The sequence below is a fragment of the Agromyces sp. GXQ0307 genome (assembly GCF_044769845.1).
In the GTDB taxonomy this organism is placed as follows: Bacteria; Actinomycetota; Actinomycetes; order Actinomycetales; family Microbacteriaceae; genus Agromyces.
Window position 1 is genome coordinate 142,726 of the sequence record NZ_JBIZVY010000003.1, and the last position, 14,252, is coordinate 156,977.

Annotated in this window: 14 protein-coding genes and 2 tRNA genes; 13 read left to right on the forward strand and 3 right to left on the reverse strand. The window is 70.4% G+C overall.

Features of this window, described 5'->3' with window-relative positions:
* Positions 1–97: 97 nt before the first annotated feature.
* The 9 genes from ACIQH8_RS10695 (at position 98) to ACIQH8_RS10735 (ending at position 8,805) form a co-directional block, all read left to right on the forward strand.
* Complete coding sequence (locus ACIQH8_RS10695) at positions 98–1,732, forward strand: ABC transporter substrate-binding protein (RefSeq protein ID WP_400998269.1); 1,635 nt, start codon at positions 98–100, stop codon at positions 1,730–1,732.
* Between the two features lie 86 nt (positions 1,733–1,818).
* Positions 1,819–2,910, forward strand: coding sequence for an ABC transporter permease (locus ACIQH8_RS10700; protein WP_400998272.1), 1,092 nt, complete (start codon positions 1,819–1,821; stop codon positions 2,908–2,910).
* A 1-nt stretch (position 2,911) separates the two neighbouring features.
* Positions 2,912–3,982 (forward strand): ABC transporter permease, encoded by a 1,071-nt coding sequence (locus ACIQH8_RS10705; RefSeq protein ID WP_400998275.1) that lies wholly within the window; start codon positions 2,912–2,914, stop codon positions 3,980–3,982.
* Positions 3,979–5,673 carry an ABC transporter ATP-binding protein gene (locus ACIQH8_RS10710; RefSeq protein WP_400998278.1) on the forward strand — a complete coding sequence of 565 codons (1,695 nt, stop codon included), beginning with the start codon at positions 3,979–3,981 and terminating at the stop codon, positions 5,671–5,673. The genes ACIQH8_RS10705 and ACIQH8_RS10710 overlap by 4 nt, the downstream gene beginning before the upstream one ends.
* Complete coding sequence (locus ACIQH8_RS10715; RefSeq protein ID WP_400998281.1) at positions 5,670–6,536, forward strand: ATP-binding cassette domain-containing protein; 867 nt, start codon at positions 5,670–5,672, stop codon at positions 6,534–6,536. The genes ACIQH8_RS10710 and ACIQH8_RS10715 overlap by 4 nt, the downstream gene beginning before the upstream one ends.
* A gap of 86 nt (positions 6,537–6,622) precedes the next feature.
* Entirely contained in the window at positions 6,623–7,558 is a 936-nt protein-coding gene (locus ACIQH8_RS10720) for a D-isomer specific 2-hydroxyacid dehydrogenase family protein (protein WP_400998283.1), read from the forward strand.
* Positions 7,559–7,629: 71 nt separating this feature from the next.
* Positions 7,630–7,702: transfer RNA gene (locus ACIQH8_RS10725), tRNA-Asn, on the forward strand.
* Between the two features lie 93 nt (positions 7,703–7,795).
* Complete coding sequence (locus ACIQH8_RS10730; RefSeq protein ID WP_400998286.1) at positions 7,796–8,503, forward strand: AzlC family ABC transporter permease; 708 nt, start codon at positions 7,796–7,798, stop codon at positions 8,501–8,503.
* Positions 8,500–8,805, forward strand: a complete 306-nt coding sequence (locus tag ACIQH8_RS10735) for an AzlD domain-containing protein (protein WP_400998289.1) — start codon at positions 8,500–8,502, stop codon at positions 8,803–8,805. Before ACIQH8_RS10730 ends, ACIQH8_RS10735 begins: the two co-directional genes overlap by 4 nt.
* A gap of 19 nt (positions 8,806–8,824) precedes the next feature.
* On the opposite strand, the gene def is transcribed toward ACIQH8_RS10735, so the two are convergent.
* The gene (gene def / locus ACIQH8_RS10740; protein ID WP_400998292.1) at positions 8,825–9,391 is read right to left on the reverse strand and encodes a peptide deformylase; all 567 of its coding nucleotides are present in this window, start codon (positions 9,389–9,391) and stop codon (positions 8,825–8,827) included.
* A gap of 40 nt (positions 9,392–9,431) precedes the next feature.
* Here def and ACIQH8_RS10745 point away from each other — a divergent pair, with 40 nt between their 5' ends.
* The 3 genes from ACIQH8_RS10745 (at position 9,432) to ACIQH8_RS10755 (ending at position 11,872) form a co-directional block, all read left to right on the forward strand.
* Positions 9,432–10,349, forward strand: coding sequence for a DMT family transporter (locus ACIQH8_RS10745; RefSeq protein WP_400998294.1), 918 nt, complete (start codon positions 9,432–9,434; stop codon positions 10,347–10,349).
* Between the two features lie 197 nt (positions 10,350–10,546).
* Entirely contained in the window at positions 10,547–11,788 is a 1,242-nt protein-coding gene (locus ACIQH8_RS10750; RefSeq protein ID WP_400998297.1) for a glycosyltransferase, read from the forward strand.
* 10 nt (positions 11,789–11,798) lie between these two features.
* Positions 11,799–11,872, forward strand: a tRNA-Ile gene (locus ACIQH8_RS10755).
* A gap of 63 nt (positions 11,873–11,935) precedes the next feature.
* Here ACIQH8_RS10755 and dinB read toward each other — a convergent pair.
* On the reverse strand, positions 11,936–13,132 hold the full coding sequence (dinB, locus tag ACIQH8_RS10760) for a DNA polymerase IV (protein ID WP_400999792.1): 1,197 nt from the start codon (positions 13,130–13,132) through the stop codon (positions 11,936–11,938).
* 208 nt (positions 13,133–13,340) lie between these two features.
* On the opposite strand from dinB, the gene ACIQH8_RS10765 reads away from it, so the two are divergent.
* Positions 13,341–13,790 (forward strand): hypothetical protein, encoded by a 450-nt coding sequence (locus tag ACIQH8_RS10765; RefSeq protein ID WP_400998300.1) that lies wholly within the window; start codon positions 13,341–13,343, stop codon positions 13,788–13,790.
* Positions 13,791–13,859: 69 nt separating this feature from the next.
* Here the strand turns inward: ACIQH8_RS10765 and ACIQH8_RS10770 are convergent, their stop codons facing one another.
* The gene (locus ACIQH8_RS10770) at positions 13,860–14,201 is read right to left on the reverse strand and encodes a hypothetical protein (protein WP_400998303.1); all 342 of its coding nucleotides are present in this window, start codon (positions 14,199–14,201) and stop codon (positions 13,860–13,862) included.
* Between the last annotated feature and the right edge of the window lie 51 nt (positions 14,202–14,252).

The window sequence follows — 14,252 nt, forward strand, 5'->3', positions numbered from 1 at the left end:
GGGTGCCACCACCAGCCGCCTGTGCTAGCTCTGAGAGATACACGATCGCGACGCGGCGAACCCGCGCGCGCTCATCGACAGGAAGAGGTAGACGGATATGGCATCCGCATCCACGCACCGCCGGCGCGGCCTCGCGCTCGCCGCGGGCTTCTCCGCCGCGGCCCTCGCGCTCGCGGGCTGCTCCGCCGGGGGCGATGACGAGGGATCGACCGGTGGCGGCACGCTCACCATCGGCACCACCGAGCAGATCACCGCGCTCGACCCGGCCGGCTCGTACGACAACGGGTCGTTCGCCGTCATGAACCAGGTCTACCCGTTCCTCATGAACACGCCCTACGGCAGCCCCGACGTCGAGCCCGACATCGCGGAGTCGGCGGAGTTCACCTCCGAGAACGAGTACACGGTGACCCTCAAGGAGGGCCTGACCTTCGCCAACGGCAACGAGCTCACCTCGTCCGACGTGAAGTTCACGTTCGACCGCCAGCTCGCCATCGCCGACCCCAACGGCCCGTCGTCGCTGCTCTACAACCTCGAGAGCGTCGAGACCCCCGACGACCTGACCGTGGTGTTCACGCTGAAGTCGCCGAACGACCAGATCTTCCCGCTGATCCTCTCGAGCCCGGTCGGCCCGATCGTGGATGAGGACGTCTTCGCCGCCGACGCGCTGACGTCGGACGACGACATCGTCGCAGGCGAGCCGTTCGCCGGCCAGTACACGATCACGAGCTACGACTTCAACAACCTCGTGGCGTACAAGGCGAACCCCGACTACGCGGGCATCCTCGGCAAGGCGAAGACCGACACCGTCAACGTCAAGTACTACACCGACGCGTCGAACCTGAAGCTCGACGTGCAGGAGGGCAACATCGACGTCGCGCACCGCACGCTGAGCGCGACCGACATCGAGGACCTCCGCGGCAACGACAACGTCAAGGTCGTCGACGGCCCCGGCGGCGAGATCCGCTACCTCGTGTTCAACTTCAACACGATGCCGTTCGGTGCGACCACGGCCGAGGCCGACCCGGCGAAGGCCCTCGCGGTGCGCCAGGCGATCGCCGACCTCATCGACCGCGACGCGATCTCGGAGGACGTGTACAAGGGCACCTTCACGCCGCTGTACTCGTACGTCCCCGAGGGGCTCACGGGCGCGAACGAGGCGCTGAAGGACCAGTACGGCGACGGTGCGGGCCAGCCCGACGCCGACAAGGCCGCGCAGCGTCTCGAGGAGGCGGGCATCTCGACGCCGGTCGACATCTCGATCCAGTACGTCGCCGAGCGCTACGGCCCGTCCTCGTCCGACGAGTACGCGATCATTAAGGACAACCTCGAGGCGAGCGGCCTGTTCACCGTGAACCTGCAGTCGACCGAGTGGGTCCAGTACTCCGACGACCGTGTCGCCGACCTGTACCCGGCCTACCAGCTCGGCTGGTTCCCGGACTACTCCGACGCCGACAACTACCTGTCGCCGTTCTTCCTCACGGAGAACTTCCTCGCCAACCACTACGACAACCCCGAGGTCAACGACCTCATCCTGGAGCAGTCGGTGACCGGCGACCCTGACGCGCGCGCCGCCCTCATCGGCGAGATCCAGGACAAGGTGGCCGCCGACCTGTCGACCATCCCGTACATGCAGGGTGCGCAGATCGCGGTCGTGGGCGCCGACGTCGAAGGTGCCGAAGACACCCTCGACGCGTCGTTCAAGTTCCGCTACGCGGCGCTCTCGAAGGGCTGAGTCCCGACTAGAGTCGTCGCAGCACGACGACGGGGGCGATCTGCTACCGCGGATCGCCCCCGTCTCCCTGCACCCGTGAGGAACCCATGAGCACAGTTGACACCGCGCCGTCATCCGAGGCGCCCGCCGCGGCCCGACCACGGCCCAGAGCCGCGGGGGGTGGGTTCGGGCGCTACCTGCTCATCCGCTTCCTGCTGATCTTCCCGACCATCTTCATCCTCGTCACCGTCGTGTTCTTCCTGGCGCGCACGACGGGCGACCCGATCACCGCCGCCCAGGGCGGGCGGCTCGGCCCGGAGGCGCTCGCAGAGCTGCGCGCCGCCGCGGGCTACGACCGACCCCTGATCGTGCAGTACTTCGAGTACTTGGCCCAGCTCGCGACGGGCGACTTCGGCCAGACGCTGACCACGAACCGGCCGGTGATCGAGGTGCTGACCACCTACGGTCCGGCGACCTTCGAGCTGGTGTTCTACTCGCTCATCGTCGCGTTCGCCGTGGGCGTGCCCCTCGGCCTGTACGCGGCCTACCACCGCGACAAGGCGCAGGACGCGATCGCCCGCGTGCTCGCGATCATCTGGTACGCGGTGCCGATCTTCTTCGCCGGCCTCCTGCTGAAGCTCGTCTTCGCCGTCTGGCTCAAGTGGCTGCCCGTCGCGGGCCGCGCGAGCGTCAGCGCAGAACTCCAGATGCAGACGCTGCCCGATCCCACCGGCTTCTACACGATCGATGCGATCCGCACCGGGAATCCCGAGGTGCTCGTCGACGTGCTGTCGCACGCCGTGCTGCCCGCGATCGCACTCGGCCTCCTGACGGCGGGCATCTTCCTCCGCCTCGTCCGCACCAACGTCATCGGCACGCTCGCGACCGACTACGTCGACGCGGCCCGGTCGCGGGGCGTCGCGGAGTCGCGGCTGCTGCGCAAGCACGCGTACCGTCCCGCGCTCATCCCGATCATCACCGTGATGGGTCTCCAGATCGCGCTCCTGCTCGCGGGCGCGGTCCTGACGGAGACCACGTTCGAGTGGAAGGGGCTCGGCTTCATCCTCGCCGAGTTCCTCGAGTCCCGGGACTTCGCTGCGGTGCAGGGCATCGTGGTGCTGCTCGCCGTGATCGTCGCACTCACGAACTTCGTCGTCGACGTGATCGCGGCGTTCATCGACCCGCGAGTGAGGTACTGACATGGCCGTCGCCGTCTCGTCGCGCCCCGGGCACCGCTGGCGCGATCGCATCCCCGTCGTCCACCAGGTGCGCCAGAGCGTCGGGCTCCAGCGCGGCATGCTCGTCGCGGGCCTGCTGATGCTCCTCGTCTTCGTGCTGTGCGCGATCTTCGCACCACTCCTCGCGCCGTACGGGTTCGCGCAGCGCGCCGACGCGTCCGGCGGGTTCGGCACCCAGCAGCCGCCATCCGCCGCCCACCCGTTCGGCACGACCGTCGGGGGCTACGACGTGCTCTCGCGGGTCATCTGGGGCACGCAGACCGCGATCCTGGTGATCATCGTCGCCGTGGTCCTCGCGATCTTCATCGGCGTCGCCCTCGGGTTGTACTCGGGCTACTTCGGCGGATGGCTCGACCGGATCCTCGTCGTCGTCTTCGACGCGATCTACGCCTTCCCGTCGCTCCTGCTCGCCATCGTGCTCTCGATCGTGATCTCCGGCGGACAGTCGAACCTGTGGGGCGGGGTGCTCGCAGCGGCAGGGTCGATCACGGTGGTGTTCATCCCGCAGTACTTCCGGGTGATCCGCGCGGAGACCGTGCGGATCAAGGCGGAGGCCTACGTCGAGTCGGCGAAGGTGCTCGGCGCCCCGAACCGCCGCATCGTGTTCCGGCACGTGTTCCGGAACGCGACGCGCACCCTCCCGCTCATCATCACGCTGAACTCCTCCGAGGCGATCCTCACGCTCGCCGCCCTCGGCTTCCTCGGCTTCGGCATCGAGCCGACCGCGGCGGCCGAGTGGGGGTACGACCTGAACAAGGCGCAGTCGGATGTCACGAGCGGCATCTGGTGGACCGCGCTGTTCCCGGGCCTGGCGATCGTCTTCACGGTCCTCGCGATCACACTCGTGGGCGAGAGCCTCAACGACCTCGCCGACCCGCGCCTTCGCGGGCGCCGCAGGGTGGCGCAGTCGGCCGGCGAGGTCGCCGAGACCTCCGTCGTGCCGGGCGGCACCCTCGACGCCGGTCCGGGAGGGATCGCGGGCCTGGAAGACGGGGAGACGTTCGACGAGCACGGGATCGAGGTCAAGCGATGAGCACGGTGGTCGACATCAGGAACCTCGGCGTCTCGTTCTCGACGGATGCCGGCGCGGTGAAGGCCGTCGACGACGTGAGCCTGTCGGTCGAGCGCGGCGAGGTGCTCGCCATCGTCGGCGAGTCCGGCTCCGGCAAGACGGTGACCGCGAAGACGATCCTCGGGCTCCTGCCCGAGACCGCGACGACGAGCGGCGCCGTGGTGCTGTCGAACCGCGCCGGAACGGCCGAGCAGGACGTCGTGTCGCTGAGCGGAGCGGCACTCCGCAGCATCCGCGGCACCGACGTCGCGATGGTCTTCCAGGAGCCCTCGACCGCGCTGAACCCGGTGTACACGGTCGGCTGGCAGATCATGGAGGGCCTCCGAGCGCACGGCCAGGTCTCGAAGGCCGAGGCCCGCAAGCGTGCGATCGAGATCCTCGGACGGGTCGGCATCCCCGATCCGGAGCAGCGCGTCGATCACTACCCGCACCAGTTCTCGGGCGGGCAGAAGCAGCGCATCGTCATCGCCATGGCGCTCGTGCTCGAGCCGGGCCTCATCGTGGCCGACGAGCCGACGACCGCCCTCGACGTGACCGTGCAGGCCGAGATCCTCGACCTGCTGCGTCGCGTGCGCGACGAGTTCGGCACCGCGATCGTGCTCATCACGCACAACATGGGCGTCGTCGCCGACCTCGCCGATCGCGTCGCGGTGATGTACCAGGGCAAGGTCGTCGAGGAGGCCCCGGCGCGCGAACTCTTCGCCGATCCGAAGGCCGACTACACGAAGGCGCTGCTCGCGGCCGTGCCGTACGTCGGCCACGGTGTCGCCCGCGCGGCGGATCGGGCCGCGGCGCGCCCGGCGGACTGGGCCGAGCAGGCGCCGGTCGTCGAGGCCCGGGGGCTCGAGATCGAGTATCCGGGCCGGTTCGGGCGTGCGGGCTTCCGCGCCGTCGACGGGGTGGACCTCGTGATCCGGCCCGGCGAGGTGCTCGGCCTCGTCGGCGAGTCCGGGTCGGGCAAGACCACCATCGGGCGCGCGATCGCGGGGCTCACGAAGGTCACGGGCGGGTCGCTGCAGGTGCTCGGACACGAAATGCTCGGCATCCGCGAGCGCCGGTTCCGTCCGGCGCGCAGCCGCATCGGCTTCGTGTTCCAGGATCCGGCGTCGAGCTTCAACCCGCTGCTCACGATCGCCGAGTGCGTCGCCGAGCCCCTCGTGATCCACGATCGCGCGGTCGACGCGCGCGATGCGCGGCCTCGGGTGAACGAACTGCTCGAAGCCGTGCAGCTGCCGGCCTCGTACGGCGACCGCTACCCGCACGAGCTGTCGGGCGGTCAGCGGCAGCGTGCGAGCCTCGCCCGGGCGATCGCGCTCGAGCCCGAGCTGCTCATCGCCGACGAACCCACCTCCGCGCTCGACGTGTCGGTGCAGGCTCGCGTGCTCGAGCTCTTCGCCGAACTGCAGCGCGAGTTCGGCTTCGCGTCGCTGTTCATCAGCCACGACCTCGCCGTCGTGGATCTCCTCGCCGACCGCATCGCGGTGCTCTACCGCGGACGGCTCGTCGAGGAGGGGACCGGCGCCGAGGTGCTCGGGTCGCCCGCGGACCCGTACACGCAGCGACTGCTCGCGTCGCTGCCCGTGCCCGACCCGGTCGCACAGGCCGAGCGACGCGAAGAGCTCCGCCGACTCCGCGAGGAGGTCGCGCGATGAGCGGGGACGCGGCGCACGGCTACCCCGTGGTGGTGAGCGACCTGTCGGTCGAGTACCCGAGCCGTGGGCCGAGCGCCGCGCACGTCGCCCTGCACGGCGTGAACCTGCGGGTCGCGCCCGGCGAGGTCGTCGGAGTGATCGGATCGGCGGGCAGCGGCGCCTCGACGCTTGCACGGGTGCTCTCCGGGGCCGCGTTCGAGCCGACGCTCGCGAGCGGCGAGGTCCGGCCCGTCATCACCGGCGGCGACGCGATGGTGCTCGGCACGCCGCTCCGCGGGGTCTCCCGGCGCAAGCTCAACGCCCTGCGATTCCATGTCGGCTACCTCGGGCAGGACGCCGCCTCGCGCCTGCCCGCCGACCGGACCGTCGAGGAGATCATCGGAGAGCCGATCCTGGAGCGCGATCACCGCTACAACCGGACGGCGCTCGCGACACGCGTCGCGACGATGCTCGACTCCGTGCGCCTCCCCCTCGGCATGCTGGAGAAGTTCCCATACGAGTTGAGCGGCGGGCAGCGCCAGCGCGTGGCGCTGGCGCGTGCACTCGTGCTCGGCCCGAAGCTCCTCATCGCCGATCAGCCGACCGCCGGCATCGACCTGACCGTGCGTGACGCCGTCGCGGGACTCTTCAGCGAGCTCCGCTCCGGCCACACGTTCTCCGCGATCGTGATCTCGCACGACCTGCCGGTCCTGCGCCGCGTCGCCGACCGGATCGCCGTGCTCGACCGGGGCGAGCTCGTCGCCGACGGCACGATGGAGGAGGTCCTCGACGACCCGCTGCACCCGTACGTCAAGGCGCTCGCGGGTGCGATCGACGACGGGCACGCCATGACCGACGACGTGTCCTCCGACGGTCGGCAGTGACCGCGTCGGGCGACCACCGAGCGCGCCATGAACCGGTCTCCGGTGCGCCCGGCGTCATTCTCCCGGAAACAGCACGCTCACTCGGCGTGCTTCCGGAGGCGGGCCCGATCGCGATCGTTCCCGAGGCCGACGCCGCGTTCGTCGACGCCGCGACGGCGGCCGGCGGGCGCATCGAGCCGCTCTCCGAGGAGACCCGGGGCCTGATCTGGACGAGCTCGTCCGAGGCCGACCGCCTCGAGCGGATCCTCGCCGAGCACCCCGCGATCTCGTGGGTGCAGCTGCCGTGGGCCGGGGTCGACGCGTTCGCCGACCTCCTCGCGCGTCACCGCGACGACGGCCGCGTGTGGACGAGCGCGAAGGGCGCCTACGCGCAGCCCGTCGCCGAGCACGCCCTCGCCCTCGCGCTCGGCGTGCTGCGGGAGTTCCCGCGGCGGGTGCGCGCGACCCGGTGGGAGGTCGACGAGCGCGGCCGCAGCCTCTACGGCGCCGACGTCGTGATCGTCGGCGCCGGCGGCATCGCGGTGGAACTGCTGCGGCTCCTGGCCCCCTTCCGCGTGCGGACGACCGTGGTGCGACGAGCGGATGCCGCGGTGCCCGGCGCGAACCGGACCGTCACGACCGACCGACTCGCCGACGTGCTCGGCACCGCCGAGGTCGTGTTCGTCGTCGCGGCCCTCACGCAGCAGACCCGGGGCGTGATCGGTGCGGCCGAGTTCGCGGCACTTCCCGGCGGTGCGGTGCTGGTGAACGTCGCACGCGGGGGACTGGTCGATACCGACGCGCTCGTCGCGGCGCTCGACGAGGGACGGCTCGGCGGAGCCGGGCTCGACGTCACCGACCCCGAACCGCTGCCCACGGGGCATCCGCTCTGGAACGCGCCGAACTGCCTGCTCACGCCGCACGTCGCCGACACCGAGGCGATGACCGTGCCGCTGTTCGCGCGGCGTATCGCGGTCAACGTCGGCGCGTTCGTCGGCGGCACGGCGTTCGAGGGCCGCATCGACCTCGGTGCCGGATACTGACGCCACCTGAGCCCGGCTCGGATTGGGAGTCCGCCGCTCGCTTTGCTACAGTATCTCTGCGCCCAGCGTGATCCTCCATAGCTCAATTGGCAGAGCAATCGGCTGTTAACCGATAGGTTCTTGGTTCGAGTCCAAGTGGGGGAGCTTCCCCGGCCCGGACCGACAGGTCCGGGCCGTTCTCGTCTCCGGCGTCGTCCGATTTGCGTGCGGGCGCCGACTGCGGGTCAACTGGGAGTCGTGCCCGAATCCGACGTCGACGCCTCGATCCGCGGTGCGCGTCGCGACGGCATCGCCGTGGGCCTCGCGACCGCCGCGTACGGCGTGTCGTTCGGCGCGCTCTCGGTCGCGTCCGGCCTGGACGTCTGGCAGACGTGCTTCCTCAGCCTGGTGATGTTCACGGGCGGGTCGCAGTTCGCGCTCGTCGGCGTGCTCGGCGCCGGCGGGGTCGCCGCGGGCGGCTCGGCGATCGCGGCGGCCGCGCTGCTCGGCGTCCGGAACGTCGTCTACGGGATGCGCATGCGACCGCTCGTGGGCGACCACGGCCTCGCGCATCGGGTCGCAGCGGCCTGGTTGACGATCGACGAATCGACCGCCGTCGCGCTCGCGCAGACGAACGAGCGTGCAGCGCGCATCGGGTTCTGGGTGACGGGCCTCGCGATCTTCGTCGGATGGAACCTCACCACGCTCCTCGGCGCCCTCATCGGCGACGCACTCGGCGACACCCGCGCGTACGGGCTCGACGCCGCGGCGGCCGCCGCGTTCCTCGGGCTGCTCTGGCCGCGCCTGAAGCGCGTGCAGGCGGGCGCGACCGCGGTGCTGGCGGCGGTCGTGGCGACGGTCGCGACACCAGTCCTGACACCCGGCCTGCCGGTGCTCGTGGCGGCCGTCGTCGCGCTCGTCGTCGGGTGGTTCGACCTCTTCCGCCGAAGGGAGGTCGCCCGATGACGGTCTGGCACGTCATCCTGCTCGCGACCGCGGCGACGCTCGCGCTGAAGCTCGCCGGGCACCTGGTGCCCGCGTCGTTCCTCGAGCGCGAGCGCCCGGCGCGCATCGCCGACCTCCTCACGGTCGCGCTCCTCGCGGCGCTCATCGCCGTGCAGACGCTCGCGGTGGGCCAGACGCTCGTGGTCGACGCGCGCGTGCCGGCGCTCGTGGTCGCGGCGGCGCTCTACGCGGTGCGCACGCCGTTCATCGTCGTGGTCGCGGTCGCCGCCCTCGTGGCGGCTGGCATCCGCTTCTTCGTCTGAGCGGGGCGGATGCCGCGGCTCACGCCTCGAGGTCGTCGACGCCCGGCATCCAGCTCGAACCGGGCCGACCCCAGCCGCGCTTCCTCGTGATCTTCTGCACGATGCGCTGGTCGTGGTCGTCGAGGCGGTCCATGTAGAGCACGCCGTCGAGGTGGTCGTACTCGTGCTGGAAGATGCGGGCGAGCCATCCGTCGGCGACGATCTCGAACGGCTCGCCGTCGAGGTCGGTGGCGCGCAGGATGGCGCGTTCCGCGCGTCGCAGTGCGAACCGCTCGCCGGGGAACGACAGGCATCCCTCGGACTCGTCGTCCTCGTCGGGCATGCCCGGCACGGGCGGCGAGATCCACAGCTCCGGGTTGATCGCGACGCCGCGCCACTCGCGGTCGTCCTCGTCGGTCCAGCCGAAGGTGAACAGCCGGAGCGGCACGCCGACCTGCGGACCGGCGAGACCGACGCCGGGCGCGGCATCCATCGTCTCGAACATGTCGCGCACCAAGGTGCGGATCTCGTCGTCGATGGTCTCGACCGGCGAGGCTGGCGCATGGAGCACGGGGTCGCCCGTGATTCGGATCGGGAGCACGGCCATTCGCCAAGGATATCGGCGAGGCAGCCGGTAGGGTCGAGGGGTGGATCCGGACCTCAGCGAACTCACCGAGCTGATCCCGCTCGATCCGACGCAGTTCATCGGCATCCCGCTCGCGCTCGTCGGGGCGGTCTTCCTTTCGCTCGGAGCGCAGTTCCAGCACCGCGGCGTGGTCAAGGTCGAGGCGAACACGGCCGACACGCTCGGCAAGGGGCTGAACGGCAAGCAGCTCGCGCTGCTGCTCGCGCGTCCCTCGTGGGTGCTCGGCACCCTCATGCTCGGGCTCGCGATCGTGTTCCAGCTCTCGAGCCTCTACTTCGCGCCGCTGATCGTGGTCCAGCCGCTCGGCGCGCTCGCGCTCGTGATCACGTCGATCCTGAACTCGCGCATCAACAGGGTGAGCCTCAATCGCAAGTCGATCACCGCGATCGTGATGTGCGTCGGCGGCGTGTTCGTCTTCGTCGGCGTGGCGGCGTTCACCGCCGTCGACAAGCCGGTGCAGGCTCGCCAGCTCATCACGATCCTGATCATCCTGCTGGTGGTGCTCACCGCGGCGGCGATCACCTTCGCCCTGTTCCGGCGACGCATCCGCGCCGTGTTCTACGTGCTCATGGCGGGCGTGCTCTACGGCTTCGTCGCGACGCTCGCCAAGGTCGTGCTCTCGCGCGTCGACCAGGGCGAGTTCGACTGGCTGACGTTCCTCTGCGTGATCGCGCTGCTGGCGGCCACCGCTCTGGGCGCCTACTTCGTGCAGAACGCGTACGCGAGCGGCCCGCCCGACCTCGTGATCGCCGGCCTCACCGTCGTCGACCCGATGGTGGCGGTGCTCATCGGCATCGTGGTGCTCGACGAGGCCTCTCAGGCGCCGCCGTGGGCGATCGCGGTGTTCGTGGTGACGGGGGCGATCGCGATCTGGGGCGTGTTCCTCCTCGCCAAGAACCATCCGCAGACGCGTCTCTGACGGTGCCCGCCGTCGAGTCGCCGATGCGCCCGCGCCTGCTCATCCGAGCAGCGTGCGGCACGTGAAATCGCCGCTGCGCGGCAGGCTCTCGTACACTAGGGTCGGATGGACCCAGCCCGCGAGGCCCGTCACCGTCTTCCTGCGGGCCCGGCACCGTCCCACCACCCCGTTCCACGAACAGCGAGGTACAGCACCACGTGTCCGACTCATCGAGCGTGTCCGCCGATCCCGGCGCGGAGCGCCCGCTCCGGATCCTGATCGGCGCCGACACCTTCGCGCCCGACGTCAACGGAGCCGCCCGCTTCGCCGAGCGGCTCGCCGCCGGACTCGTCGAGCGCGGTCACGACGTGCACATCGTCGCCCCCGCCGCGAGCCGCAAGCACGGTACGTGGAAGGAGGTCCACGAGGGCCAGGAGCTCACCGCGCACCGCCTGCTCAGCTGGCGCTGGTACCCGCACGACTGGCTGCGCTTCGCGCTGCCCTGGCGGATCAAGCAGAACAGTGCGCGCATCCTCGACGAGGTGAAGCCGGACGTCGTGCACTTCCAATCGCACATCGTGGTCGGTCGCGGCCTCTCGATCGAGGCCGCGAAGCGCGGCATCCGCATCGTCGGCACCAATCACTTCATGCCCGAGAACATGCTCGAGTTCACGCTCATCCCGAAGGCGTGGCAGGACTGGGCCGTCGGACTCGCCTGGAAGGCGGCGCGACGCACGTTCGGCCGCGCCGAGTCGGTCACGACGCCCACCCGCCGAGCCGCCGACTTCCTCGAGAAGTACACGGGTCTCCGCGGCGTGCACGCCATCTCGTGCGGCATCGACGCCCACAAGTACTCGCCGAACTGGGAGCCGCGCACCGAGAACCGCATCGTCTTCGTCGGTCGCGTGACCGGCGAGAAGCAGATCGACGTGCTGCTGCGTGCGGTCACGCTCCTGCCGGCCGAGTTGGACGTGAAGGTCGACATCGTCGGCGGCGGCGACCAGAAGCGCAACCTCGAGCACCTCGCCGTCGAGCTCGGCATCGCCGACCGCGTCACCTTCACCGGGTACGTGACCGACGAGGAGCTGCGCGAGGCGTACCACCGGGCCTCGGTGCTCGCGATGCCGTCGATCGCCGAACTGCAGAGCATCGTCACCATGGAGGCCATGGCCTCCGCGCTGCCCGTCGTCGCCGCGAACGCGATGGCCCTGCCGCACCTGGTGCACGACGGCGAGAACGGCTACCTGTTCGAGCCCGGCAGCCATCAGGACCTCGCCGACAAGCTGCGCCTCGTGCTCGAGGCGACGCCCGACGACTACAACGCGCTCAAGGCGCAGTCGCTCAAGCTCATCAAGGCGCACGACATCACCCGCACGCTCGACACCTTCGAGAGTCTGTATCGTGGTGAGCGCGTGACCGATCCGGTCACCGAGTCGATCCCGGTCATCGTTCCCGACTGAGGTCGCTCACGGGGCGGTAGCTCAGCCGGTTAGAGCAGTGGACTCATAATCCATCGGTCACGGGTTCAAGTCCCGTCCGCCCTACGATTCCTGAGCTCGTGCGCGCTGCACCCTGCACGGAACCCGCAGCCTCGGGCACGGTCGTCGTCACTCGTGCTCGGGCAGCATCGGCGGAGTCCAGCCGGACTCGCGGCCGAGCTGCGCAGCACGTTCGATGGATGCCGTGCCGAAGCGGTCATGGACCGCGTCGAGCACCGTGTCGAGGCGCGCTCGGTCGCCCCAGTCGATCGGCAGCTCGGGCTGGAGGCGGTCGGCGCGGGCGAGTTGCGACAGTGAGACGCCGATCAGGGTGATGCCGCGCTCGGCGATCTCGGGGTGGGCGCCGACCAAGAGCTCTCGCGCGATGCCGAGTAGGACCGCCGTGCGGTCGGTCGCGGAGCGGAGGGTGCGCGACCTCGTGGCCCTCGTGAAGTCGCCGTAGCGGAGGCGGAGCACGACCGTCCGGCATCCCCGTTCCCCGTCGCGGAGGCGCCGGGCGAGTCGATCGACGATCTGGGTCAGGATGAGATCCAGCTCCTCAGGTGAGCGGGGGCGGGTGCCGAGTGCGCGTTGGGAGCCGATGGAACCGCGGCGACGCGTGGCGGCGACCGGGCGAGGGTCCCTGAGCCGTGCCAGTGCGTGCAGGTGTGCACCTGTCGCCCTGCCCAGCAGTCGCTCCGCGGTCGCGGCTTCCAGTTCAGCCAGTTGTCCGACTGTGCGGATGCCCAGGCGATGCAGCTTCTCGGCGGTGACGGCGCCGACGCCCCACAACCGTTCGACCGGCAACGGGAGCAGGAATGCAGACTCCCGCTCGGGGTCGACCATCAGGAGTCCGTCGGGCTTGCCGACCGCGCTGGCGACCTTGGCGAGGAACTTCGTCCGTGCGATCCCGACGGAGATGGCCAATCCGACCTCCGCGCGGACCCGTTCACGCAATCGCACCGCGATCTGCTCGGGTGTGCCCGCGATCCGTCGGAGACCCCCGACCTCCAGGAAGGCCTCGTCGATGGAGAGCCCCTCGACGAACGGCGTCGTGTCGCGGAAGATCGCGAACACGGCTCGGCTGGCCTCGGAGTACGCCTCCATCCGCGGGGGGACGACGACCGCCTCCGGGCAGAGGTCCCGTGCCTGTCGGCCGCCCATCGCGGTTCGCACGCCGCGTGCCTTCGCCTCGTAGCTCGCCGCGAGGACGACGCCTCCGCCGACGATGACCGGGCGCCCGCGCAACTCGGGCGCGTCGCGCTGCTCGACCGAGGCGTAGAACGCGTCGAGATCGGCGTGCAGCACGGTCGCCTCGCCCCGCATCGCGTCCTCCCGCCGATCGTCCGTCATGCGGATCGTCGCACGCACCGGGGACACGGGAGGCGTCGCGACGACGCGGACGCCCGCGCCGACGTCAGGATCATGTGCAGATTCACACCAGAAGTGGGGCGCGGTCATGGTTGACGAACGTCCACGACTCTGAGTACTTCTGGTATGCGTAGCCACCTGACCGCAACGAGAGGATCACCGCATGCCGAAGATGCGCAGGACGACCGAGCACCCCTCGCTGCTGCCGGGTTGGACGATCGAGTTCGGTGACGATGGGCGGACGATGACGGTGGTCGCGCCGGAGGGCGTGCGACTGACCGGTGACCTCCTCCGCGGCATCGGGTGGGCCGATGCCGTCGACGCGGCCGGCATGAACGCGCCCGAGGTCGACGCCCGTTGGCTGGCCGAGTTCATGTCCGAGCGCCCGCTGCAGCGTCCGCGCGGCGGGTCGCCGGAGTTCGACGCCGAGGTGGCGCGGCTCTACCGCAAGGCGCTACTTGCGGGATTGACGCCGCGCGAGGCCATCGCGGCGTTGCACGGGGTCGACGCGCAGACGGCGGGCAAGTGGATCACCGAGGCCGGGCGCAACGGGGTGATCGGCTCGCGGACCGAGGAGCGTTCACGCGCGTTGCGCGAGATCGGCGAGGACTGAACCTCGCTGCGTCCCCCGACCGCGTCGATCACACCGTCGGGTCGGGAACGCCTCGCAGGATCGTCTGCGTCAGGACGGGCGAGCCGCGGCATCCGCCCCTCGGATGAGGGCGCGTACGAACGCGACGATCGCCGCGATGATGCCGATCGCGGAACCCACGATCCCGAGGGCGAGCAGGGTGCGCACGACGAGCTCCCACGGGAAGGTCGAGGCGCCGAAGTCGAAGGGGAAGACCGCCCAGAGCCGGATCGTCGCGAGGAGGCCGACGCTGGTCGTCAGGAGGTCGCCGAGTGCCTTCGACCACGCCCGGTCGAAGACGACGTTGACCAAGTTGACGACGACGCCGGTCGCGAGCGACGCGTTGATCCAGGGAAGTACCTCGATGGTCTCGCCGGTGAGGAACGGGAGCACCTGCCATCCGGGCCAGACATTGCCCAGGAGCGCATGGTCGCCGGACCGCGG

Excerpts from the sequence above, each read along its gene's own strand:
- ACIQH8_RS10695 (WP_400998269.1), top strand. The coding sequence starts at position 98 with ATGGCATCCGCATCCACGCACCGCCGGCGCGGCCTCGCGCTCGCCGCG.
- dinB (WP_400999792.1), bottom strand. The coding sequence starts at position 13,132 with ATGCGGGGCGAGGCGACCGTGCTGCACGCCGATCTCGACGCGTTCTAC.
- ACIQH8_RS10765 (WP_400998300.1), top strand. The coding sequence starts at position 13,341 with ATGCCGAAGATGCGCAGGACGACCGAGCACCCCTCGCTGCTGCCGGGT.
- ACIQH8_RS10705 (WP_400998275.1), top strand. The coding sequence starts at position 2,912 with ATGGCCGTCGCCGTCTCGTCGCGCCCCGGGCACCGCTGGCGCGATCGC.
- ACIQH8_RS10710 (WP_400998278.1), top strand. The coding sequence starts at position 3,979 with ATGAGCACGGTGGTCGACATCAGGAACCTCGGCGTCTCGTTCTCGACG.
- ACIQH8_RS10715 (WP_400998281.1), top strand. The coding sequence starts at position 5,670 with ATGAGCGGGGACGCGGCGCACGGCTACCCCGTGGTGGTGAGCGACCTG.
- def (WP_400998292.1), bottom strand. The coding sequence starts at position 9,391 with ATGGCCGTGCTCCCGATCCGAATCACGGGCGACCCCGTGCTCCATGCG.
- ACIQH8_RS10735 (WP_400998289.1), top strand. The coding sequence starts at position 8,500 with ATGACGGTCTGGCACGTCATCCTGCTCGCGACCGCGGCGACGCTCGCG.
- ACIQH8_RS10700 (WP_400998272.1), top strand. The coding sequence starts at position 1,819 with ATGAGCACAGTTGACACCGCGCCGTCATCCGAGGCGCCCGCCGCGGCC.